We start from the raw sequence: 19,681 nt of genomic DNA on the forward strand, positions 1-19,681 counted from the left end.
AGAGTGACGGGACTGATGTCTCATCACCGGGCCGGAGCGACGGGATACATGTCGCATCACTCTGCTACAGTGATGCCATGGCTCGATGGCAACCGGGGGCACGCGAACGACTGGTGGTCGCGGCCGTGGATCTCTTCACCGAGCAGGGGTACGACGCCACGACGGTGGCGCAGATCGCCGAGCGCGCCGGGGTAACCAGAAGTACTTTCTTCCGGCATTTCTCCGACAAGCGCGAGGTGCTGGTGGCCGGCCAGGAAACGTTGAGCCGGCTCCTGGCCGAGGGAATCACCGAGGCGCCCGCCGGTGCGACCCCGCTCGAGGCGGTCGCCGCCGGTCTCCAGCGCGCATCGGCCGAGATGGGACCGGTGAACCGCGAGATCGGCCCCCGCCTCAGGGCGGCCGTGGCCGCCAGCACCGAGCTTCAGGAACGGGACGCGCTGAAAAGCGTCGGTCTCGCGAGCGCGATGACGGCCGCGCTCGTCGCCCGCGGCGTCCCCGATCCGGCCGCGCACCTCGCAGCCGAGCTGGGAGTCCTCGCCTTCAAGCGAGGCTACGCCCAGTGGTCCGAAGCCGATCGCGATGACGACAAAGGGCTCGCACACCATGCGCTGGCCGCCCTGGAGGACCTTCGCACGGCGACCACGGCGCTGGGCTGATATCTCCCCACCACCACCGACCTGGCGTTCCGCTCCGGAGGGTGACCCCGGACGTCCGAGCACGTTGCGGCGTCGAGCGGCGGCGGCCAGATGTCGCGGGAAACGCGGCGATCCTGCCCGATTCCGGGCAGGATTCTTGCTTTTTTCATCCTTAGACCGGAATCATCGGCGATCGTGCCCGATCACCCCCATGACGAGCTCGTCGCCCACCTCAGCCGCACGTCGCCGCTGACCCCCGGCGAGGCGGCGCGGGTCGTCGCCGACGTGCTCGCCTACTTCGCCGAGCCCGCCGAGGACTTCGTCCGCCGGCGGCACGCCGAGCTGAAGGCGGCCGGGCTGACCAACGACCGGATCTTCGAACGCATCGCCGCCGAGCTGCCGTCGCGGCGCGTCGCTCCCCCGGAGCTCTCGCTGCGCCAGCTCCGCCGGATCGTCTACGGATGAAGGAGACCTGATGTGCGGAATCGTGGCCTACGTCGGCCCGCGGGACGCCGTCCCGATCCTGACGGAGGGGCTGGCCCGCCTGGAGTACCGGGGCTACGACTCGGCAGGTCTCGCCGTGCTCGGCCGCGCGGGTGACCTGCGCGTGCGCAAGGCCAAGGTACGCGTCGGCGAGCTGGCGGCGGGCCTGCCCGCCCGGTTCAAGGGCGCGCCGGGCATCGGGCACACCCGCTGGGCCACCCACGGCGAGCCGAGCGAGCCGAACGCCCACCCGCACGTCGCCGGGACGATCGCCGTGGTGCACAACGGCATCATCGAGAACGCCGACGAGCTGCGCGCCGAGCTGACCGCCGACGGCGTCGTCCTGTCCTCCGAGACCGACAGCGAGGTGCTCCCCCACCTGATCGCCCGCTCCGGCGAGGCGGAGCTGGAGGACGCCGTACGGGAGGCGCTGTCGCGGGTCGTCGGGACGTACGGCATCGCCGTCGTGGACGCCCGCCACCCCGGGACGCTGGTCGTCGCGCGCAACGGAAGCCCGGTCGTGCTGGGCATCGGCGAGAAGGAGATGTTCGCCGCCTCCGACGTCGCCGCGCTGGTGCGCTACACGCGGCAGGTCGTGCACCTCGACGACGGTGAGCTGGCGACCGTACGGGCCGACGGGTTCCGCACCTCGACGCTGGATCGGCAGACCACCCGTAAGGAGCCCTCCCTCATCGAGGCCGAGGAGGCAGCGTACGACGCCGAGGGCTACGGGCACTTCATGCGCAAGGAGATCCACGAGCAGCCCGCCGCCGTCGAGCGGGCGCTGCGCGGCCGCTTGGACCTGCGCTTCCACACCGCGCACCTGGGCGGCCTGAACCTCGACCCGCGCGAGGCACGGGAGATCCGCCGGGTGAAGATCCTCGGCTGCGGCTCGGCGTACTACGCCGGGCAGGTCGGGGCGCAGCTCATCGAGGAGCTCGCCCGGATCCCGGCCGACGCCGAGCCCGCCTCGGAGTTCCGCTACCGCAACCCGGTCGTCGAGGCGGACACCCTCTACGTCGCGGTCAGCCAGTCCGGCGAGACGTACGACACCCTCGCCGCCGTGCAGGAGCTGAGACGCAAGGGAGGCCGCGTCCTGGGCGTCGTGAACGCCGTCGGCAGCGCGATCGCCCGCGAGTGCGACGGCGGCGTCTACCTGCACGCCGGCCCGGAGATCGCGGTGGCCTCGACCAAGGCGTACACCTCGACGGCCGTGGTGTTCGCGCTGATCGCGCTGCACCTGGGGCGCATCCACGACCTGTCCCCCGCCGACGGGCGCCGGATCGCCGAGGGCCTGCGGGCCCTGCCCGCGCAGATCGAGAAGATCCTCGAGCAGGAGGACCGGATCGCCGAGCTCGCGCGGGAGTTCGCCGCGTACCGCAGCATGCTGTTCGTCGGGCGGGTGCGCGGCTGGCCGGTCGCCCGGGAGGGCGCGCAGAAGCTCAAGGAGGTCTCCTACGTGCACGCCGAGGCGTACCCGGCGAGCGAGCTGAAGCACGGACCGCTCGCCCTGGTCAGCCCGGAGCTGCCCGCCGTCGCCGTCGTGCCGGACGACGAGCTGCTGGACAAGAACCTGTCGACGATCGAGGAGATCCGCGCCCGGCGCGGCCGCGTGCTGACGGTCGGGCACCGCGACCTCGGCGACCACGCGATCGTCGTCCCCAAGAACGAGCCGGAACTGGACCCGATCCTGCTGCCGATCCCGCTGCAGCTGCTGGCCTACCACGCCGCCGTGGCGCTGGGCCACGACGTCGACAAGCCCCGCAACCTGGCCAAGAGCGTGACGGTGGAGTGATGACGCTGCTGACGTTCGCCGGGGTCGCGGCGCTGCTCACGCTGGTCCCCGGCCCGGACTCGCTCCTCGTGCTGCGGACCGCGATCGCGCAGGGCCGCCGCGCCGCGCTGGTCGCCGCGCTCGGCATCCAGGTGGGCTGCTTGTGGTGGGGCGCCGCGGCCGGCCTGGGCCTGACCGCGGTGCTCGCGGCCTCGCACACGCTGTACACCGTGCTGCGCTGGGTGGGCGCCGCCTACCTGCTGTACCTGGGGGCGGGGCTGCTGCTGCGCCGCGGGCGGGCGGGTGAGACCGCCGACGCCTCCGGCCGGAACCGGTTCCTCACCGGGCTGCTGACCAACGCGCTCAACCCGAAGGTCGGGGTCTTCTACCTGTCGCTGCTGCCGCAGTTCGTGCCGGCGGGCGCGCCCGTGCTGCCGTGGAGTCTCCTGCTGACGGGCGTGCACGTCACCGAGGGGATCCTCTGGTGCGCGCTGCTGGTCGCGCTGGCGGACCGTCTGGGGCGGATCCTGCGGCGGCCGAGGGTGGGACGGGTGCTCGACCGGGTCGCCGGCACGGCGTTCCTCGGGTTCGCGCTCCGGCTGGCCCTGCGCCCGTGACCCGCCGCCCTCGGAGTCGCGGAGGGGCGGTCCTCAGCGGGTGGCGGTCAGGACGACTCTGCTCAGCTCGGCGTTGGAGGCCGTGTCGCGCAGCTTGCCGATGAGGAGCTCGGCGGCCTCCTGGGGGCCGAGCGCGTGCAGGACGCGGCGCAGCCGGCCGGCGACCTCCAGCTCCGCCGGCGACAGCAGCAGGTCGTAGCGGCGGGTGCTCGAGCCGGTGACCTCGACGGCGGGGAAGATCCGCTTGTCGGCGAGCTCGCGGCTGAGCCGCAGTTCCATGTTGCCGGTCCCCTTGAACTCCTCGAAGAAGACGTCGTCCATGCGGGAGCCGGTCTCGACCAGCACGGACGCGAGGATGGTCAGCGAGCCGCCCTCCTCGATGTTGCGGGCGGCGCCGAGGAACCGGCGCGGCGGGTGGATCGCCGTCGTGGCGACGCCGCCGGCGAGGATGCGGCTGCCGGCGGAGGCACCGAGGTTGTAGGCCCGCCCCAGCCGGGTGATCGAGTCGAGGATGACGACGACGTCCTGTCCGAGTTCGACGAGCCGCTTGGCGCGCTCGATCGCGAGTTCGGCCACGGCGACGTGCTCGGCGGCGGGCCGGTCGAACGTCGAGTGGACGATCTCGGCGTCGACGGACCGCCGCAGGTCGGTGACCTCTTCCGGTCGTTCGTCGACGAGGACCACCATGAGGTGGCATTCGGGATGGTTGAGACGAATGGCCGTGGCGAGCGCCTTCAGCATCATCGTCTTGCCGGCTTTCGGCGGCGCGACGATGAGCCCGCGCTGTCCTTTTCCGATCGGCGCGATCAGGTCGACCACGCGGCCGGCCAGGTCTTTTCCGCCGGTCTCCAGGCGCAGGCGTTCGCGGGGATGGAGCGGTGTCAGATTCGCGAATTCCGGCCGCGTGGCGGCGGTGTCCGGCGGCCGCCCGTTCACGGTGTCGACGCGGACGAGAGCCTGGAACTTCTGACGCCTGTCGTCCGGTCGCGGGCGGCGGGCCATGCCTTCGATCCGGTCGCCGGGACGCAGGCCGTACCTGCCGACCTGCGCGAGGGACAGATACGCGTCGGCGGGCCCGGCCAGGTAGCCGGACGTCCGGACGAACGCATGCTTGTCGCCGACGTCCAGGACGCCGGAGACGTGCGTCGCCGGGTTCTCCTGGCCGGCCGGCGCGCGGGACGAGGTGGTGGTGGGTTCGAGGGTGATGGTCATGAAGGGTCCTTTCGGAACGCGGCGCCGTCGACGATGACGGCGCGCGGGGAACAGGGCGGCGCGTCGGGCCGCCTCCGGAGAAATCGCGTACGGCCGAGCGGTACGCGGAAAGACGAGACCGTTTCGGAGAGATCGAGCATCGCCTGCCGGAAACTCAACGGCGGCGGATGGAACGAATGTCCCTGCGGAAGAACGCCGTTTCCGATCGGGCGGAGAATCCCGGCGTCGCACTCAACATATAGCACAGGACGGCCGGTGCACCAGTCACCGAATTCCCGGCCAGCGGAACCTCGCTCCTCCGGGGGAGGCGCGGCGGACCGCCGTTCTGGGACGATTCCGGCGTGAAGTTCCTGGTCCGCCCGCTCATCAGCGTGACGACGTACCGCCGCTGGACGTTCCTCCTCGGCGGCACGGCGATCCTGGTGCCGTACCTCCTGATCTATGCCGGTCTGTTGCGGATCACGAACAGCGCCGGGCGGCTGGCCCCCGACCGGTTGCTGCAGTCGCTGGTCATGCTGCTCGCCTACATCGGCGTCTCCAGCGCGGTGGCCTTCATCCCCGCCGTGCGCATCCTGTCCCGTACCGCCGTCGAGACGCTGCTGGACGTTCAGCTGCCCGCGGAGACCGTGGAGGGGATGCGCTCGTGGCGGTCGCGCCGGCGCACCGCCGTGTGGTGGGTGCTGCACATCGGCGTGGGCGGCGGCACCGGCCTGGTCGCCGTCGTCGCCGTGCCGGTGGTCCCGGTCCTGCTGCGGGCGGCGTCCCGCGGGGACAGCCCCGTCCGCGAGCTGCTCGGCGATTCGGCGCTGCTGCTCGCCGGGGTGTCCGTGCTCCTGGGGCTCCTCATCCTGCCTCTGATCGTCTCCCTCGGAGCGGCCGTCGGAGCGGTGCTGGCCCGGCTGGCGCCGGCGCTGCTCGGCCCGTCCCCGGCGGACCGGCTGGTGCAGCTGGAGCGGCGCGCGGAGCAGCTCATCGAGCGCAACCGGCTGGCCCGTGAGCTGCACGACTCCATCGGGCACGCGCTGACCGTCACGACCCTTCAGGCCGGCGCGGCGGTCCGCCTGCTCGACACGGACCCGGAGTTCGCCCGCCGCGCGCTGTCCGCGATCGAAGAGACCGGGCGCACGGCGCTGGAGGACCTCGACCACGTGCTCGGCCTGCTGCGCGAGGACCCGAGCGCCCGGACCCCGCAACGTACGCTCGCCGATGTGGAGGCGCTGGTGGAGCAGACCCGGTCCGCCGGCGCCGAGGTGCGGGCCGAGGTCGGCCCGACGGACGGCATCCCGGCGGTGGTGTCCCGGGAGGCCTACCGCATTCTGCAGGAGGCGCTCACCAACGTCCTCCGGCACGCCGGCAAGGTGCCCGTCGACGTTCGGATCGGGGTGTGCGCCGACCGGCTCGAACTCGAGGTGGCGAACCCGCTCGGGCCCTCCGCCACGTCACGCACGGGGGCCGCACCACGGACGGGCGTCGTGCAACGACCCGGCGCCGCGCCGCGGAGCGGCGGCGGCAGCGGCCTGCGCGGCGTCCGCGAGCGCGTCGCCCTCCTCGGCGGGCGCTCCACCGCGGGCCTCGACGGCGCGCGGTGGCGCGTGCACGTCACGATCCCGGTCGTCCCCCTCCTGGAGCTCGAACGACGGTGACCGACATCCTCATCGCGGACGACGAGCCGCTGATCCGCACCGGCCTGCGCGCCATCATCGACGCCGAACCGGACCTCACGGTCGTCGGCGAGGCCGCCGACGGCGCCGAGGTGCCGCCGATGGTCCGCGCGCTGCGTCCCGACATCGTCCTGATGGACGTCCGCATGCCCGCCGTCGACGGCATCCAGGCGACCCGGACGATCCTCGGCGCGGTCCCCGACCCACCGCGGATCCTGGTCGTCACGACGTTCGAGAACGACGACTACGTGTACGAGGCGCTGCGCGCCGGCGCGAGCGGCTTCCTGCTCAAACGGGCCCGGCCGCCGGAGATCCTGCAGGCGATCCGCACCGTCGCGCTCAGCGACTCGCTGCTGTTCCCGGCGGCGATCCGGGGACTGGCCGCCCGGCACGCGGCGGGCCGCGAGACCGACCGGGTGCGGCAGGCGCGGCTCACCGAGCGCGAGGAGCAGGTCCTCACGCTGATGGCCCGTGGCCTGTCGAACGCGGAGATCGCCGCGGACCTCGTCGTGAGCGTGGAGACGGTGAAGACCCACGTCGGGAACCTGCTGGCCAAGCTCGGAGCCCGGGATCGCACCCAGGCGGTGATCGCGGCGTACGAGTCGGGGTTCGTCCGCCCCGCGTAGCCCGTCACACCGTTGAACCGCCCGGGAGGCGGATCTGTTCCCGGCCCGTCCCCGCCGTTCCCTGGCCTGTCTCCGCCGTTCCCGGCCGTCCGGGGAAGGCTCGGTCAGCCGTTCTTGACGGAGGCGGCGTAGACGTCGACGTACTCCTGGCCGGACAGTTTCTGGATCGCCGCGATGATCTCGTCGGTGACCGCGCGCGGGTCGGCCTCCTTGCCGAACCGCAGCGGCTCGCCGAAGCGCACCTCCACCCGCATGACCTTCTTGGGGAACCTGTGCCCCATGGGCTGGACCTTGTCGGTTCCGATGAGGGCGCACGGGACCACCGGCGCGCCCGAGGCGAGGGCCAGCCGGGCCACGCCGGTCTTGCCACGGTAGAGCCGGCCGTCCGGCGAGCGGGTCCCCTCCGGGTAGATGCCGAAGAGCCCGCCCTGCCGCAGCACGCCCAGCGCCGTGTCGAGCGCGTCGGCCGCCTCGGAGCCGCCGCGGCGGTCGACGGGGATCGTGCCGACGCCCCGGAAGAAGGCCGCGACGAGCCGCCCCTTGATCCCGGTGCCGACGAAGTACTCCTCCTTGCCGATGAAGACGACCTTGCGCGGCGCCATCAGCGGCAGGAACAGGGAGTCGCAGAAGGACAGGTGGTTGGAGGCGAGGATCGCGGCGCCGTCCGGAACGGTGCCGGTCACCTTGGGCCGGAACACGATCCTCAGGAGGGGTCCCAGCAACACGTGCTTGAGGAGCGAGAAGAACACGGCCACCCTTCCACTGACGAGTGCCCGACAGTCTGGCGTCTCCGCCCCGGCCCGTCGTTGCCTACGGGTCACAAGAAACCTTTCACGGTTCTTGTACCGCGCCCTCACTTGACGCACACGCTCTCGGCGCTTCGCCCGCCGGGCCGTGGAGCCGGCGCCCGCGCGCGGCGAGAGCGGCCGGCGCGCCGGCGAAGGCGAGCGCGGCGCAGACGGCCAGGGCGACGTCGGTCCCGTGGGCGAGGTCCGGCCCGGACGTGGCGAGGGCGACCACGACGGCGACGCCGATCGAGGCGCCGATGTAGCGGGCCGTGTTGTTCGCGCCGGACCCCATGGCGGTACGGGACGGCGGCACGCTCTCGACGGCCATCCGGGCGAGCGCGGCGTTGAGCAGACCACTGCCCGCGCCGCTGACCACCAGGCCGGGGACGAGCCGCCACCATCCCCATCCGGCGGACAGGCCGATCAGGGCGAGGTCTCCGAGCGCGCACAACGCCAGGCCGGCCGCGATGAGGTGACGGCCCTCGGCGCGGAGGCGGCGGACCTGGAGCGAGACGGCGAACGCGACGCCGGACCACAGGGTCAGCACGGCGCCCGCGAGAAGGGGAGGCGCCCCGAGCACCCGGCCCACGATCGTCGGCAGGTAGCTCATCAGCCCGATCACGGCGACCCCGGTGACGAACGCGCCACCGGTCGCCACCGCGAAGTCCGGCCGGCGCAACAGCCGCAGGTCCAGCAGCGGTTCGCGGGACCGCGACTCCGCGAGCACGAACGCCGCCAGGAGGACGGCGGCGGCGGCGCCCAGCGTGAGCACCTCCGTCCTCGCCCATCCCCCGCGTCCGAGGGTGATCGCGCCGAGCAGCGCCGCGACGCCGGGGCCCAGCGTCAGGATGCCCGGCAGGTCGACGCTGCGCCGCTCCGCGGCCCGTGACTCGCGCAGCACGGCACCGGCCGTCGCGGCCAGACCGACGGACGCGACCGCCGCGGCGACGTACCAGGCCCGCCAGCCGGCGAGTTCGGCCAGGCCGGCGGAGGCCTCGGGTCCCAGTGCGATGCCGAGGCCCAGCATCGCGCCCCAGACGCCGGTCGCGCGGGCGCGCTCGGGACCGGCCGGGAAGGCGTGGCCGACGAGCCCGAGCCCGGCCGCCAGCAGGGCCGCGGTCGCGCCGCCCTGCAGCAGCCGGCCGGCGACGAAGGACGCGGTCGTCGGGGCGAGGGCGCACACGACGCTGGAGGCCGCCAGCGTGCCCGCTCCGGCGACGAAGACGCGCTTGCGCCCGTGATCGTCGGCGAGGCCGCCGACCGCGAGGAGCAGCACGGCGGTGCCGAGCGATATGGCGCCGAGGATCCAGGTCTGTCCCGCCGTTCCCGCGTTCAGGTCGCGCGCCATCGCGGCGAGCGTGGAGAAGGTCGCGTTGTAGTTCATCAGCGCGAGCATCGTCGCGGCGGAGACGACGGCGAGGGTCCGTCCCTCCCGCACGCGTTGCCCGACCGGCACGGTCGTCCGCACGGCCATCACCTCGGTTCATTGATTGAACTAACGGAGGGCCGACTGTAACACGTGAGTTCGGTGAATGAACTAACCTGGGGGCCATGGCCCTAGGCAAGGACTACGAGGCGCAGGACTGCGCGCTCGCCCGCGCCCTCGAACTGCTCGGCGAGCGGTGGACGCTGCTCATCGTCCGGGACGCCTTCTACGGCGTGCGGCGCTACGGCGACTTCCTCGCCCATCTGGACATCCCCCGTGCGGTGCTGGCGACGCGCCTGCAGGCCCTCGTCGACGCCGGCGTGCTCGCCCGGCGGCCGTACCAGGAGTCACCTCGACGTCATGAGTACGTGCTCACCGAACGCGGCCGCGAGCTCTGGCCCGCGCTGAACGCGCTCGGCCACTGGGGCGGGGAGCACCTGGCGCCGTTCGGACCCGGCCGGCTCTACACCCATCTCCCCTGCGGCACGCGCGTGGACCGTACGGGCACCTGCCCGGCGTGCGGGCGGTTCGCCCCGCCCGAGGAGCTGGAGGTGCGCCCCGGCCCGGGCGCCGACCGGCCGCACCGGGACGACGCGGTCTCGCGGGCGCTCCGGCGGCCACACCGGATGCTGGAGCCGCTGCTCACCGAATGAACCCCCGCGCGCTGCTCACCGAGTGAGTCGCCGGGGCGGCACCGTCGTCACTCGGGATGCCAGTCCGGTGACCGCCCGGACGCGCGCAGCACCGCCTCCCACTCGTCGCCCCGGCCCGGCGACGGCAGGTGCGGGACCCCGGTGCGCCAGGCCGCCGCGATGACGTCGGGGCGGCTGGGCCGGTGGTCCTTGTCGAGTGCGCGGGCGAGGTCCCAGGCGTGCAGGTGCCACTCGACGCACACCGCCCCGGCGTAGTCCCCCGCGGTCAGCTTCGTGCCCCGGTAGGAGAGGTACGGCTCGTCCCACACGTCGAGCAGCCGGTCGGAGTAGGCCTCGGCGGAGACGGCGAACGCGACGATGTGGTCCCGTCCCTCGGCGGGCGGCAGCACGGCCAGCTCGGCGGCGTTCTGCCGCGACAGCTGGCGCATCATGAGGGCGGCCGGCGCGTCCTGGGCGAACAACCGGGACAGCCGGCTGTTCGGGGCGTCGTTGAGGTACTCGTGGAAGTTCTCCGCGACGCAGCGCAGGTGACCGGCCAGGTCGATGGCCTCCCACTCCCTGCACGGCGTGGGCACGGACCAGTCGGAGAAGTGCGCGGCAAGCTCGCAGATGGCGATGACGCCTTCTCGGCACGCGCCGAGAAGGTCTCGCCGATCAGGCGCCGTGCGCTCCAACTGATCCCCCCGGACAGAGCACTTCCTGCTGGCCCGCATCGCCGTGGCCGGGACGGCCGCTGTTGCCCACGACGACACCTGAGTCGGTAGAGTCTCAGAGTTCATCGGCCCGTGCCACTCCGACCGGGCCGTGTTCACGCTGGTGGGGCACTGCCTTGTCCCCGTTGGACGAAATCCGGCGTCGATTTCATGGACAAGTGGCGACGGCGCGAGCGAGTCGCGCCCAGGGTCAAGGGCCCCTATCGACCAGGTCACCACGGCGTGCCGCGCGAGGGGCGCTGAATCCCCGGCGGCGACCGGTCCGCCCCCGGACCGTTCAGGCCTGCGCGGGGGCACCCCGGCGGCGCCCGGTGTCCGGGCGCCGCACGGCCGGTCCCACGTGATGGCGGGACGCCTCAGACGTGGGCGGGCGGGGTCGTGCGCACGGCCAGCTTGTGCGCCTCGCGCAGGGTGCGCAGCCGGTCGACCTCGTTGATGTACGGACGGACGCTCGCCTTGGCCCGCGCCTTGCGGGCGGCGATCTGCGCGGCACGGCGCTCCTTGGCGTCGCCGTGCTCGTAGGTCTTCGGGCCCATCGCCACGCGCTGGGCCGCCTCCGCGGCGCGAAGCGCGTCGAGCAGCGCGCGGTCGTAGGCGACCGCCAGCGGGCGCAGCTCGTCGAGCGGACGGCCCTCGACCTGAGCGGCGTGGAACTCCCGCTCCGCGTCCTGCGCGGCGGCGAGCCGGTCGCGAAGCTCGCCGGCGAGCTCCTTGTCGGCGGCGTGGTGCTCAGCGACCTCCGGGCTCACCTTGCGACCCAGGACCATGGCGGCTCCCCTTCTTTCCTCGATGCTTCCGAGGCAAGGGTAGACGGTACGGCGCCATGACACGCAGCCGGGATGCTCTTCCGGCGGCCGCCTTTACGCAGTAAGGTGCGATCATGTCGCAGCGGGAGCCGCTCACGCGCGAGCGCATCATCGAGACCGCGCTCCACCTCATCGACGGTCAGGGCCTGGGCCGGTTGACGATGCGCCGCCTCGGCGACTCGCTGCAGGTCGAGGCGATGGCGATCTACCACCACCTCCCGCACGGCAAGGAGCAGCTCCTCGAACAGCTGATCGCCCACGTCGCCGCGCTGCCGGTGCCGCCCGGCGACGGTGATCCCCGCGACCGGCTGCGCTCCTGGGCCCACGCCTACCGCGGCCGGCTGCTCGAACACGTCGGCGTGATGCCCCTGATCGTCACCCGCCGCAACCCGGGGGCGCTCGTGGCGACGACGATCTCCGTACGGGACCTGCTGCGCGAGGCTGGCCTGCCGGAGGCGGAGGCGTCCGTCGGCGCGCACGTCCTGCTCGGCTACCTGCTCGGCACCGTGGCCCTGGAGGCCCGCGAGCAGGCGTCCGGAACGACGCCGGACGAGGTGGACCCCGACGGGCGGTTCACCGCGGGTCTCGACCGGGTCCTGGCCGGCCTCGTCTGACCGGAAGGCGCGCCCCGCACGCCCTTCGCCCGGCGCGCCCCGCCGGGAGTCGTACGGCGTGAGGCCCGTCACTGCCGCCGGGCGGCCGTCTCCCGTACGATCATGGGGTCCGAATCCGGTAATCACCCCCTTATACGGAGATTCGGGATGGCCCGCTATACCCGTCTACGGCAGCTCCAGGCCCTCGACCCCGAGCGCGACTACCAGGACATCTACCGGATCAGCGCCGAGTACGAGTTCCCGTGGGACCTCCAGCGGTCCCTGGAACTGGCGCTCTTCCGCACGTACGCGGTGCCGTCGATCGGCGGGCTGCTCGACCGGACCGGGGAGTTCGCGCGGCGCGGCCAGAAGCGCTACGACGACACCGTCGTCCTGCTGTACGAGATGACCCAGGACGGCGGGCTGGACTCCGAACGCGGCCGCGCCGCCCTCCGCCGCATGAACCGCATCCACGGCCGGTACTCCATCTCCAACGACGACTTCCTGTACGTCCTGGCGACGTTCGTGGTCGTCCCGGTCCGCTGGATGGCGGAGTACGGCTGGCGGCCGTACAGCAGGCACGAGGTACGGGCCACGGTGAACACGTTCCGCCACATCGGCCGGCTCATGGGCCTGAAGGAGATCCCGGCGACGTACGCGGAGTTCGCGGAGTTCCTCGACGGGTACGAGCGCAAGAACTACGCCTACACCCCGGAGAACCACCGGGTGGCGGAGGCCACGATCGCCATCTTCGAGGGCTGGTTCCCCCGGTTCCTGCGCCCGCTCGCCCGCAGGGGCGTGCTGACCATGACCGACGCGCCGCTGCGTCAGGCCCTCGGCCTGCCGCGCGCCCCGCGGTTCCTGGAGGCCGCCGCGCACCGTGCCCTCAAGGCGCGGGCGCTCGTCGTACGGCTGCTGCCGCCGCGTCCGTCCTCCCGGCCGAAGAAGCCCTACACCCGGTCCTACCCGGACGGTTACACCCTGCGGGACATCGGCCCCGAGTGGGTCGACGGCCTCGGCCGGCGCACCGCCTGAGCACCCCGCTCCGCAGGCCGGGCGGTCACGGCGACAGATCGTTGTCTGTACTGAGAGTTGTTCTTTGGCCGATTTGGATGCGGGTGCGGACCGATAAGCCGTAAAGTGATCTCTGTCACGAGGAGTCACTGGGGCCTTCGGAAAACCGCCCGCTCGGGCCATATCGGCGTGCGGGCGAACCGCAGCACACTCGAAGACGTCTTAGTGACATGAGGCAACCGCACCTACGAGTAGTCGAGACCGGAGGCACGCAGATGTGCCCGCACGAGCCGCCATGCCCCTCGGCGACCGCACCAGACCGTGAGGCCGCTCGCACCGTCACCTGCCACCCCGAGCAGGGATGGAGTCTGCTCTGCAACGGGGTCGTGCTGTTCGAGGACACCGGCGAACTGCTTCCCGACGGGGGGATCATCGCGCCGCACCGCCCGACCGACCTTCCGGCCCACACGGCGGCGTGACGCGTTCTCTTCGGGGGACCAGTCCGAAATGACCATCGACCCGGGGATCTCAGGGCGAGCCGGTGCTCCACCGGCGTAGCCACTCCCCCACGACCGCACCCACCTCGGCGGGCCTCCTGGCCAGATCGTGCCGTTCCCCCGGCAGGACCTGGACGCAGGTGGCGTCCGCGGGGTCCGGGACACCGAACGGATCACGGTCGCCGTTGACGACCACGACCTCCACGCCCGCGGCTCTCAGCTCGTCCGCGCGGGAACGTTCGGGTCTTCCGGGTGGGTGCAGCGGAAACGCGAGCGCGATCACCCCGCGTGCCCCGGCCTTCAGCGCCGTACGGCAGGCGACGCGCGCGCCGTTGCTCCGCCCGCACTGAATCATCGGCACGTCGGGGAATCTCTTCCGCAGCTCGGCGACCACGGCCAGCCAGGCCTCGTCCTGCCGCGGAGCCGGACCGGGGGCGCGCCGCCCGGCGCGGCGGAACGGCTGCAGGACGCGCGCCACGGCCCCGCCGAGCGCGAGCGCCTCATCGCGGACGGCGAGCAGGTCCGGCGCGTCGACCCCGCCGTTCGACCCGTGGGTCATGACCAGGAGAAAGGCCGGATCCGCCGGCTCGTCCAGGGTCACCTCGGCCGGCCCCTGGGGGGTCGCGATGTCCATGCCGGAACCGTACTCCGCGGCCGGCCGGCCCCCGCCACCGAGGTGCGGCGACAGGCCGGAAGGGATGACTTTCCGGTCCCGGCGGGTTGTCGGTCATAGGGTTTCGGACACGGACGAAGGACGATCTCGAGGAGAATCATGGGGCAAGCCTCCGATCGGCAGAAGGTCAAACGCTGGCAGGACCTCCTCGCCAGTGAGCGGGACGCCGCGGCCCTGTACTCCAGCCTCGCGGTCGCCGAGGACGGGGAACGACGCGAGATCCTGGAGGAGCTGGCGAGCGTCGAGCTGAGGCACGCGGCCCACTGGGAGGGCAAGCTGCGCGCGGCCGGAGCGGAGGTGCCCCCGCCCGGACCGCCCAGCATGCGGACGCGGCTGCTCGCCACGGCGGCGCGCCGACTCTCTCCGCGCGCGGTTCTGCCGATGATCGAGCGCGCCGAGCGCTCCGACGCGGGGCTCTACGACCGCGACCCGGACGCGGCCCCGGGGATGGCCGATGACGAGCGCGGTCACGCGCGCACGCTCGCCAAGCTCATCGAGGGCGGGAAGCCCGATCCGCGCGTGCAGATCTCGCGCCGGGAGGGCTGGCACCGTACGGACCGCTCGGGGGCGCTGCGGGCCGGCGTGTTCGGGGTCAGCGACGGCCTCGTCTCGAACACCGCCCTGGTCATGGGCTTCGCGGGGTCCGGGTCGTCCCGGACCGCGATCCTGCTCGCGGGAATCGCCGGGCTGCTGGCCGGCTCGTTCTCCATGGCGGCCGGGGAGTACGTCTCCATGTCCAGCCAGCGGGAGATGTTCGAGCGGGAGCTCGCGCTGGAGGCGCAGGAGCTGGAGGAGACGCCGGAGGAGGAGCACGCGGAGCTGGTGCTGCTCTACCGCGCCAAGGGCCTGGACCGCGCCGACGCCGAGCGTCTCGCCGACCGGATCATGAGCGACAGGAAGGTCGCGCTCGACACGCTCGCGCGGGAGGAGCTCGGCCTGGACCCGGACGAGCTGGGCTCCCCGTGGAGCGCGGCGGGCTCCAGCCTGTTCGCGTTCGCGCTGGGCGCGTTCGTCGTGGTCCTGCCCTACCTGATCACGGGCGGTGCCGCCGCGCTGCTGACCGCGATCGGCCTCGCGGTCCTCGCGCTCTTCGGCGTCGGCGCGGGCATAGGCGTCCTCAACGGGCGGCCGGCCGTACGCTCGGGCCTGCGCCAGGTCGTCGTCGGCGGTCTCGCCGCCGGGGTGACGTTCCTGGTGGGCCACCTGATCGGCACGTCCGTGTCCTGACCCCGCCGCGCGTGGCGTCGCGTCGCTCGGAAAGAATCGGATCATGGCCGAGACCATGAGCGACGAAGAGTGGCGCGACTTCCTGCTGACCGGCACCCGCACCGGCAAGGCGGCCGTGACCAGGACCGACGGCACACCGCACGTCACGCCGATCTGGTTCCTCCTCGACGGGGACGATCTGGTGTTCACGACGGCGGCCTCGGGGACCAAGGGCAAGGCCCTGCGCCGTGATCCCCGCATCTCCCTGTGCGTTGACGACGAGGTCCCGCCGTACTCCTTCGTCTCCCTGTGGGGCGAGGCGTCCCTGTCCGACGATCTGGACGAACTGCGCCGGTGGGCGACCGCGATCGGCGGGCGCTACATGGGACCGGACCGCGCCGAGGAGTACGGCGCCCGCAACGCGGTGCCCGGCGAGCTCCTCGTCCGCGTGCGGATCACCAAGGTCGTCGCCCAGCGCGACATCGCCGACTGACCGCCGCCGTCCGGCGCGGGTAGCGGATCGCCGGCGGTCGGCTGCGGGCCGCCGGCGGTCGGCGCGTGGCCGGATCCCGTTCGCCGGGCGGCGGGCGGCGGGTTCGCCGAGGCCGCGCCCGCTCCCGGTCAGCCGGCGTCGGGCCAGTTCGGGGGCAGGACGGGGACGTCGGAGCCCATGGCCTGGCGGAGTCGCTCGGCGAAGCTGTCCCGCAGCGCACGGCCCCACGGATAGTCCGCCGGGACCTGGACGGCCTCCCCGAGCACGCCGTAGGCCTCGGCGGGCAGGCCGTCCGGGCCCTTGGCATACCTGGCGGCGATCACGGCGTGCATGTGGTCGAGCGCCCCGAACACCTCGCCGGTGAGGAGGGGCAGCGAGCCGGCGCGCACGGCGGCCTCCACCTCGTCCTCCCACCAGGCGTCCTCCCCGTCGACGGCGAACGTGCGGCGCAGCCGGGCCCGTACGTGCTCGCCGAGCGCCGGGTCATCGAGGCCGCGCCGCCAGATCTCCTGGGCGGCGTCGTCCCGGCCGCGGAGGGGGAGCGTACGGGCGAGCAGCTCGATGGCGAGGGGGACGACCTCCGGGTCGGCGTCCTCGCCCGGCGTCACGCTGCCGAACGCGTGGATCGCCTGCTCCAGGTGCGCGATGCCGAGGCTGACCGCGAGCCGGGCGTGCGCCTGCGGGTCGCGGCCCCGGTCGACGAGGTCCAGCGCGCCGGCGAGGACACGCTGGGCGCGGGCGGGCTCGCCCCAGTCGATCAGGCGCAGTGCCAGGTCGTGCGCGGCGACCGGGGCGTATTCCTCGTCGCCGGTCGCGATCACCTGCTCCCACCACTCGCAGGCCTGCCGGGCGTCGCCGTCCTCGTCGGCGAGCTGGGCGAGCGCGAGGTACGCGGGCGGCAGGTAGGCGCGGTTGCCGAAGTCGACGACGGCGCGCCAGGCGTCATGTGCCTGGTCGCGCTCGCCGGCCCGCTGCCAGGACAGCGCGAGGTGGTACGCGGCGCGCGCGCCGTACTCCGGGTCCCCGGTGGCGATCGCGAGCCGGTCGGCCTCCCGGGCGCCCTCGTCGTCGCCGCGGCCCTCCAGCACCACGGCCAGGCCCAGCGCCGCCTGTGCCCGCGAGGCCGTGTCACCGGTCTCCAGCACCTGGCGGAACAGCTCCGCGGCGCGGTCCAGGTCACCGCTCTCGGCGTGGTTGCGGGCCTCCTCGAGAGAGGTCGACGGGTCGGCCGTCGCCTCGTCGGGGGTCGCGCTCATCGGGCCCTCCGATCGCACGACGGCCCGTCGGCCGGGATCCGGGGTGATGCCTGGTCGCTCGCACTCATTCTCCGTGCCCTTGGGGGTAGGCGCTGGCCGTGTGGGGACGAGCCTAACCGGGCGGGGGCCGCTCCGTCCCGTCTCGCCGCCGGTGTCGGCCACTCGGGCGGCGGGAGGCGGGGAGGTGAACGGAACGCTCGGCGATCATGAGCACAATCGGGACGAATCGCCTACCCGCCTGGACGCGAATTCGTCGGTTCCGCCGCAGATTCCGTGGTGCTCACGGCGGCCGTCCGGGCCGGGCCACGCGCGGCCCGGCGTCAGATCTCCCTCGTCACGTCCAGCGTCTGAATTCTGGGTGGATCCTGCGGGTTCAGCCGGATCTCGCAGCGCAGCGCGCCGCGAGCACCCCGGACGTCCCAGACGACGTGGGCCGGCGAGTCCGACCGGACGATCTCCTTCGGCTCGGCCGGGTCGAGCAGCGGCCCCACCTCGCCGACCAGGCTCTCGATCTCCGCCCTGCGACGGCCCAGGTCGAGGTCCAGGTCGACGTTGCCGGCGAACCAGGCGGCGGCCACGGCGGGATCCCACCCCCGCAGGAGCCCCTCGACGGCGGCCCGCGCCTCGGCCGTCTCCGGCCACAGGGCCACGGGCTCCTGCGGATCGGCCAGGTCCGTGAGGACGGCGCGCAGCGCGGCCGCCGCCGGTACACGACCCGTGGAGTACCTGGCGTTGGTCAGCACGACGACGCCCAGGCCCGTACGAGGGTGCCAGCGCATGTGCGATCCGAATCCCGGATATCCGCCGCTGTGCGCGACGACCGTTCCCCAGGCCGGGTCCTGCTGGATCATCAGGCCGTAGCCGTAGCCCACGGTGACGGGCATCGATCCGTCGCCCGGCTCCCCCGCCGGCCGGGGCGGCGACACGGCCCGGTGCACCTGCTGCATGTCGCGGCGCGAGGCCCGGCGCAGGGGCCCGTCATCCGCGCCGTCGCGCGCCGGGAAGGCGTCGGCGAGCCAGCGCATCCACCGGGCGAGGTCCTCGACCGTGCTGAACAGCCCGCCGATCGCGGAGAAGACCCCGGGATCGGAGAACGCCTCCGGGTGCCAGCGCCCGTCGAGCCGGGAATGCCCCGTCGCGACGCCGCTCGGCGCGGCGACCGAGGTGTCGAAGCCGGTCGCCGTCAGGCCGAGCGGGCGGAGCAGGCGCCGCTCCACGAACTCGTGGTACGGCGTTCCGGAGGCGGCCTCGATCACGCGGCCGAGGAGGGCGTATCCGAGGTTGGAGTACTCGAAACCGGTGCCCGGCACGCTGACGAAGCGGACACCGCCGGTCAGCAGGCGCCCGAACTCCTCCCGGCTCATCGACTCCTGGCGGTCGGCCCACGGGTCGTCGGTGGGCAGGCCGCCCGACATGGACAGCAGCATCCCCACGGTCACCTGCGGGGAGTCGGTCGTCGGCGGCCGTACCGCGCCGAACTCCGGAACGTACCTGCTGACCGGATCGTCGAGGCGCACCGCTCCCTCGTCGGCCAGGATCATGGTCGAGGCGGCGGTGAAGCTCTTGGTCATCGACGCGATGCGGAAGGCCGTCGCCGCGTCCGGGCGGTCACCGTCCAGCCGCGCGGCGCCGTGACCGGCCGCGTGGACGAGGCCCCCGCGGTCGACGATCCCGTACGCGAGCCCCGGCACGTCGCCGTCATCCACCAGCGCGCGGAACAGCGAGTCGACCTCCTCGACCGCCCCGCCGCTCGACGTCCGATGCGCCGCCGTCGTCATCCGCCACTCCCTGCCTCGATCAACGTCCAACCGTCGGATAAGGACATCTATCACGCGGCGCGTCGCGCATCTTCGACCGGGCCGTCGCCGCTCGGCACGGCTCTCGACCTGCTCGGACGAGATCCGGCGGCACTCCGCGCTCGCGTGGCCTGGTGTGGCCAGGACCGCCCGCGGGCGGCATACCCGGCGGTTCGCCCCACTAGGGCAGGAGTGCGGTTCTGCCAATCACTCGGGCGGCCGGTTGTAGGAAATTTCCTTTTAAGCGGATGTTGACGACGTAAGTTTCCTTCTTCACGATCGGGGGCACCCGGGCAGGCCTGTCACGTCGGAACGAACGAACGGAGACAGAAGATGGGGTGTTCCAACAGCAGCTCTCCCGCCTATGGGGAGATGTCGTGGTTCTGCTGCGGCAGCTCCTGGGGACCCTGCGGGAGCGCGGGCGGTGGGGCCTGCGGCACCTGCAACTCCGGCTCGCACCAGTGCGCGTGGCCGAACACGTCCGACGCCTGCTTCAACATCACCCGGCCCGACCAGTGCGGTGAGGGCCTGGCCCGCCGTACCTGCGGCCACGTGTTCTACGTGACCAGCGTCTGCAGCGGCAAGTGCGTGAGCGTGTCGATCGCCGACTGCGGGCCGGACACCAACTCCTTCTGCGGCGAACGGTCCTGCTGCGGATCGACCTGCTACACGAACCGGATCATCGACCTGACGCCCTCCGCCTACAGCGCCATCGCCGACCTCTCGACCGGGCTGTCCCCCGCCCGTATCGACAGCTGA

At 72.9% G+C, this 19,681-nt stretch carries 20 protein-coding genes and 1 pseudogene; 13 read left to right on the plus strand and 8 right to left on the minus strand.

The genetic code is table 11. The annotated features are described in order from the left end of the window. The first annotated feature begins 77 nt into the window (after positions 1-77). The 4 genes from NE234_RS17540 to NE234_RS17555 all read left to right on the plus strand — a co-directional run bounded on the left by NE234_RS17540 (position 78) and on the right by NE234_RS17555 (position 3,509). The gene (locus NE234_RS17540) at positions 78-656 is read left to right on the plus strand and encodes a TetR/AcrR family transcriptional regulator (RefSeq protein WP_252781376.1); all 579 of its coding nucleotides are present in this window, start codon (positions 78-80) and stop codon (positions 654-656) included. Between the two features lie 174 nt (positions 657-830). Continuing rightward, the gene (locus tag NE234_RS17545; RefSeq protein ID WP_252781377.1) at positions 831-1,100 is read left to right on the plus strand and encodes a hypothetical protein; all 270 of its coding nucleotides are present in this window, start codon (positions 831-833) and stop codon (positions 1,098-1,100) included. Between the two features lie 10 nt (positions 1,101-1,110). After that, positions 1,111-2,913, plus strand: coding sequence for a glutamine--fructose-6-phosphate transaminase (isomerizing) (gene glmS, locus NE234_RS17550; protein ID WP_252781378.1), 1,803 nt, complete (start codon positions 1,111-1,113; stop codon positions 2,911-2,913). Beyond that, complete coding sequence (locus tag NE234_RS17555) at positions 2,913-3,509, plus strand: LysE family translocator (RefSeq protein WP_252781379.1); 597 nt, start codon at positions 2,913-2,915, stop codon at positions 3,507-3,509. Before glmS ends, NE234_RS17555 begins: the two co-directional genes overlap by 1 nt. A 33-nt stretch (positions 3,510-3,542) precedes the next feature. Here NE234_RS17555 and rho read toward each other — a convergent pair. Beyond that, positions 3,543-4,649 (minus strand): annotated as a pseudogene (rho, locus tag NE234_RS17560) (transcription termination factor Rho); the annotation flags it as partial. 413 nt (positions 4,650-5,062) lie between these two features. Here rho and NE234_RS17565 point away from each other — a divergent pair. Together NE234_RS17565 and NE234_RS17570 are read left to right on the plus strand one after the other, a co-directional pair. Next, positions 5,063-6,364, plus strand: coding sequence for a sensor histidine kinase (locus NE234_RS17565; protein ID WP_252781380.1), 1,302 nt, complete (start codon positions 5,063-5,065; stop codon positions 6,362-6,364). Continuing rightward, entirely contained in the window at positions 6,361-7,008 is a 648-nt protein-coding gene (locus NE234_RS17570; protein ID WP_252781381.1) for a response regulator, read from the plus strand. The genes NE234_RS17565 and NE234_RS17570 overlap by 4 nt, the downstream gene beginning before the upstream one ends. Before the next feature lie 104 nt (positions 7,009-7,112). On the opposite strand, the gene NE234_RS17575 is transcribed toward NE234_RS17570, so the two are convergent. Next, positions 7,113-7,757 (minus strand): lysophospholipid acyltransferase family protein, encoded by a 645-nt coding sequence (locus NE234_RS17575; RefSeq protein WP_252781382.1) that lies wholly within the window; start codon positions 7,755-7,757, stop codon positions 7,113-7,115. 82 nt (positions 7,758-7,839) lie between these two features. Further along, the gene (locus NE234_RS17580; protein ID WP_252781383.1) at positions 7,840-9,264 is read right to left on the minus strand and encodes an MFS transporter; all 1,425 of its coding nucleotides are present in this window, start codon (positions 9,262-9,264) and stop codon (positions 7,840-7,842) included. Positions 9,265-9,347: 83 nt separating this feature from the next. Between NE234_RS17580 and NE234_RS17585 the strand changes: the two genes are divergently transcribed. After that, on the plus strand, positions 9,348-9,875 hold the full coding sequence (locus tag NE234_RS17585; protein ID WP_252781384.1) for a winged helix-turn-helix transcriptional regulator: 528 nt from the start codon (positions 9,348-9,350) through the stop codon (positions 9,873-9,875). Positions 9,876-9,922: 47 nt separating this feature from the next. On the opposite strand, the gene NE234_RS17590 is transcribed toward NE234_RS17585, so the two are convergent. Together NE234_RS17590 and NE234_RS17595 are read right to left on the minus strand one after the other, a co-directional pair. Further along, positions 9,923-10,549, minus strand: coding sequence for a maleylpyruvate isomerase N-terminal domain-containing protein (locus NE234_RS17590; protein ID WP_252781385.1), 627 nt, complete (start codon positions 10,547-10,549; stop codon positions 9,923-9,925). A 395-nt stretch (positions 10,550-10,944) separates the two neighbouring features. Continuing rightward, positions 10,945-11,355: a plectin gene (locus NE234_RS17595; RefSeq protein WP_252781386.1), complete on the minus strand. Its 411-nt coding sequence runs from the start codon at positions 11,353-11,355 to the stop codon at positions 10,945-10,947. A gap of 113 nt (positions 11,356-11,468) precedes the next feature. On the opposite strand from NE234_RS17595, the gene NE234_RS17600 reads away from it, so the two are divergent. The 3 genes from NE234_RS17600 to NE234_RS17610 all read left to right on the plus strand — a co-directional run bounded on the left by NE234_RS17600 (position 11,469) and on the right by NE234_RS17610 (position 13,480). Then, complete coding sequence (locus NE234_RS17600; protein WP_252781387.1) at positions 11,469-12,008, plus strand: TetR/AcrR family transcriptional regulator; 540 nt, start codon at positions 11,469-11,471, stop codon at positions 12,006-12,008. 147 nt (positions 12,009-12,155) lie between these two features. Further along, positions 12,156-13,022 (plus strand): oxygenase MpaB family protein, encoded by an 867-nt coding sequence (locus NE234_RS17605; RefSeq protein ID WP_252781388.1) that lies wholly within the window; start codon positions 12,156-12,158, stop codon positions 13,020-13,022. A gap of 254 nt (positions 13,023-13,276) precedes the next feature. Further along, on the plus strand, positions 13,277-13,480 hold the full coding sequence (locus tag NE234_RS17610) for a DUF5999 family protein (protein ID WP_252781389.1): 204 nt from the start codon (positions 13,277-13,279) through the stop codon (positions 13,478-13,480). A gap of 49 nt (positions 13,481-13,529) precedes the next feature. On the opposite strand, the gene NE234_RS17615 is transcribed toward NE234_RS17610, so the two are convergent. After that, entirely contained in the window at positions 13,530-14,132 is a 603-nt protein-coding gene (locus NE234_RS17615) for an alpha/beta hydrolase family protein (RefSeq protein ID WP_252781390.1), read from the minus strand. Between the two features lie 138 nt (positions 14,133-14,270). On the opposite strand from NE234_RS17615, the gene NE234_RS17620 reads away from it, so the two are divergent. Further along, positions 14,271-15,398 carry a VIT1/CCC1 transporter family protein gene (locus tag NE234_RS17620; RefSeq protein ID WP_252781391.1) on the plus strand — a complete coding sequence of 376 codons (1,128 nt, stop codon included), beginning with the start codon at positions 14,271-14,273 and terminating at the stop codon, positions 15,396-15,398. 43 nt (positions 15,399-15,441) lie between these two features. Next, complete coding sequence (locus NE234_RS17625; protein ID WP_252781392.1) at positions 15,442-15,870, plus strand: PPOX class F420-dependent oxidoreductase; 429 nt, start codon at positions 15,442-15,444, stop codon at positions 15,868-15,870. A 128-nt stretch (positions 15,871-15,998) separates the two neighbouring features. Here NE234_RS17625 and NE234_RS17630 read toward each other — a convergent pair whose 3' ends face one another. Next, positions 15,999-17,126, minus strand: a complete 1,128-nt coding sequence (locus tag NE234_RS17630; protein WP_252781393.1) for a tetratricopeptide repeat protein — start codon at positions 17,124-17,126, stop codon at positions 15,999-16,001. Between the two features lie 320 nt (positions 17,127-17,446). Next, positions 17,447-18,904 (minus strand): serine hydrolase domain-containing protein, encoded by a 1,458-nt coding sequence (locus NE234_RS17635; protein WP_252781394.1) that lies wholly within the window; start codon positions 18,902-18,904, stop codon positions 17,447-17,449. A 351-nt stretch (positions 18,905-19,255) separates the two neighbouring features. Here NE234_RS17635 and NE234_RS17640 point away from each other — a divergent pair, with 351 nt between their 5' ends. Continuing rightward, positions 19,256-19,681, plus strand: a complete 426-nt coding sequence (locus tag NE234_RS17640; RefSeq protein ID WP_252781395.1) for a septal ring lytic transglycosylase RlpA family protein — start codon at positions 19,256-19,258, stop codon at positions 19,679-19,681.

This window comes from Actinoallomurus rhizosphaericola (assembly GCF_024055675.1).
Lineage (GTDB): Bacteria > Actinomycetota > Actinomycetes > Streptosporangiales > Streptosporangiaceae > Actinoallomurus > Actinoallomurus soli.

Bases quoted from the DNA above. Each gene is read 5' to 3' on its own strand.
- NE234_RS17595 (WP_252781386.1), bottom strand. From the start codon at position 11,355: ATGGTCCTGGGTCGCAAGGTGAGCCCGGAGGTCGCTGAGCACCACGCC.
- NE234_RS17555 (WP_252781379.1), top strand. From the start codon at position 2,913: ATGACGCTGCTGACGTTCGCCGGGGTCGCGGCGCTGCTCACGCTGGTC.
- NE234_RS17615 (WP_252781390.1), bottom strand. From the start codon at position 14,132: ATGGACATCGCGACCCCCCAGGGGCCGGCCGAGGTGACCCTGGACGAG.
- NE234_RS17605 (WP_252781388.1), top strand. From the start codon at position 12,156: ATGGCCCGCTATACCCGTCTACGGCAGCTCCAGGCCCTCGACCCCGAG.
- NE234_RS17585 (WP_252781384.1), top strand. From the start codon at position 9,348: ATGGCCCTAGGCAAGGACTACGAGGCGCAGGACTGCGCGCTCGCCCGC.
- NE234_RS17600 (WP_252781387.1), top strand. From the start codon at position 11,469: ATGTCGCAGCGGGAGCCGCTCACGCGCGAGCGCATCATCGAGACCGCG.
- NE234_RS17625 (WP_252781392.1), top strand. From the start codon at position 15,442: ATGGCCGAGACCATGAGCGACGAAGAGTGGCGCGACTTCCTGCTGACC.
- NE234_RS17540 (WP_252781376.1), top strand. From the start codon at position 78: ATGGCTCGATGGCAACCGGGGGCACGCGAACGACTGGTGGTCGCGGCC.
- glmS (WP_252781378.1), top strand. From the start codon at position 1,111: ATGTGCGGAATCGTGGCCTACGTCGGCCCGCGGGACGCCGTCCCGATC.
- NE234_RS17610 (WP_252781389.1), top strand. From the start codon at position 13,277: ATGTGCCCGCACGAGCCGCCATGCCCCTCGGCGACCGCACCAGACCGT.
- NE234_RS17635 (WP_252781394.1), bottom strand. From the start codon at position 18,904: ATGACGACGGCGGCGCATCGGACGTCGAGCGGCGGGGCGGTCGAGGAG.
- NE234_RS17630 (WP_252781393.1), bottom strand. From the start codon at position 17,126: ATGAGCGCGACCCCCGACGAGGCGACGGCCGACCCGTCGACCTCTCTC.
- NE234_RS17620 (WP_252781391.1), top strand. From the start codon at position 14,271: ATGGGGCAAGCCTCCGATCGGCAGAAGGTCAAACGCTGGCAGGACCTC.
- NE234_RS17640 (WP_252781395.1), top strand. From the start codon at position 19,256: ATGGGGTGTTCCAACAGCAGCTCTCCCGCCTATGGGGAGATGTCGTGG.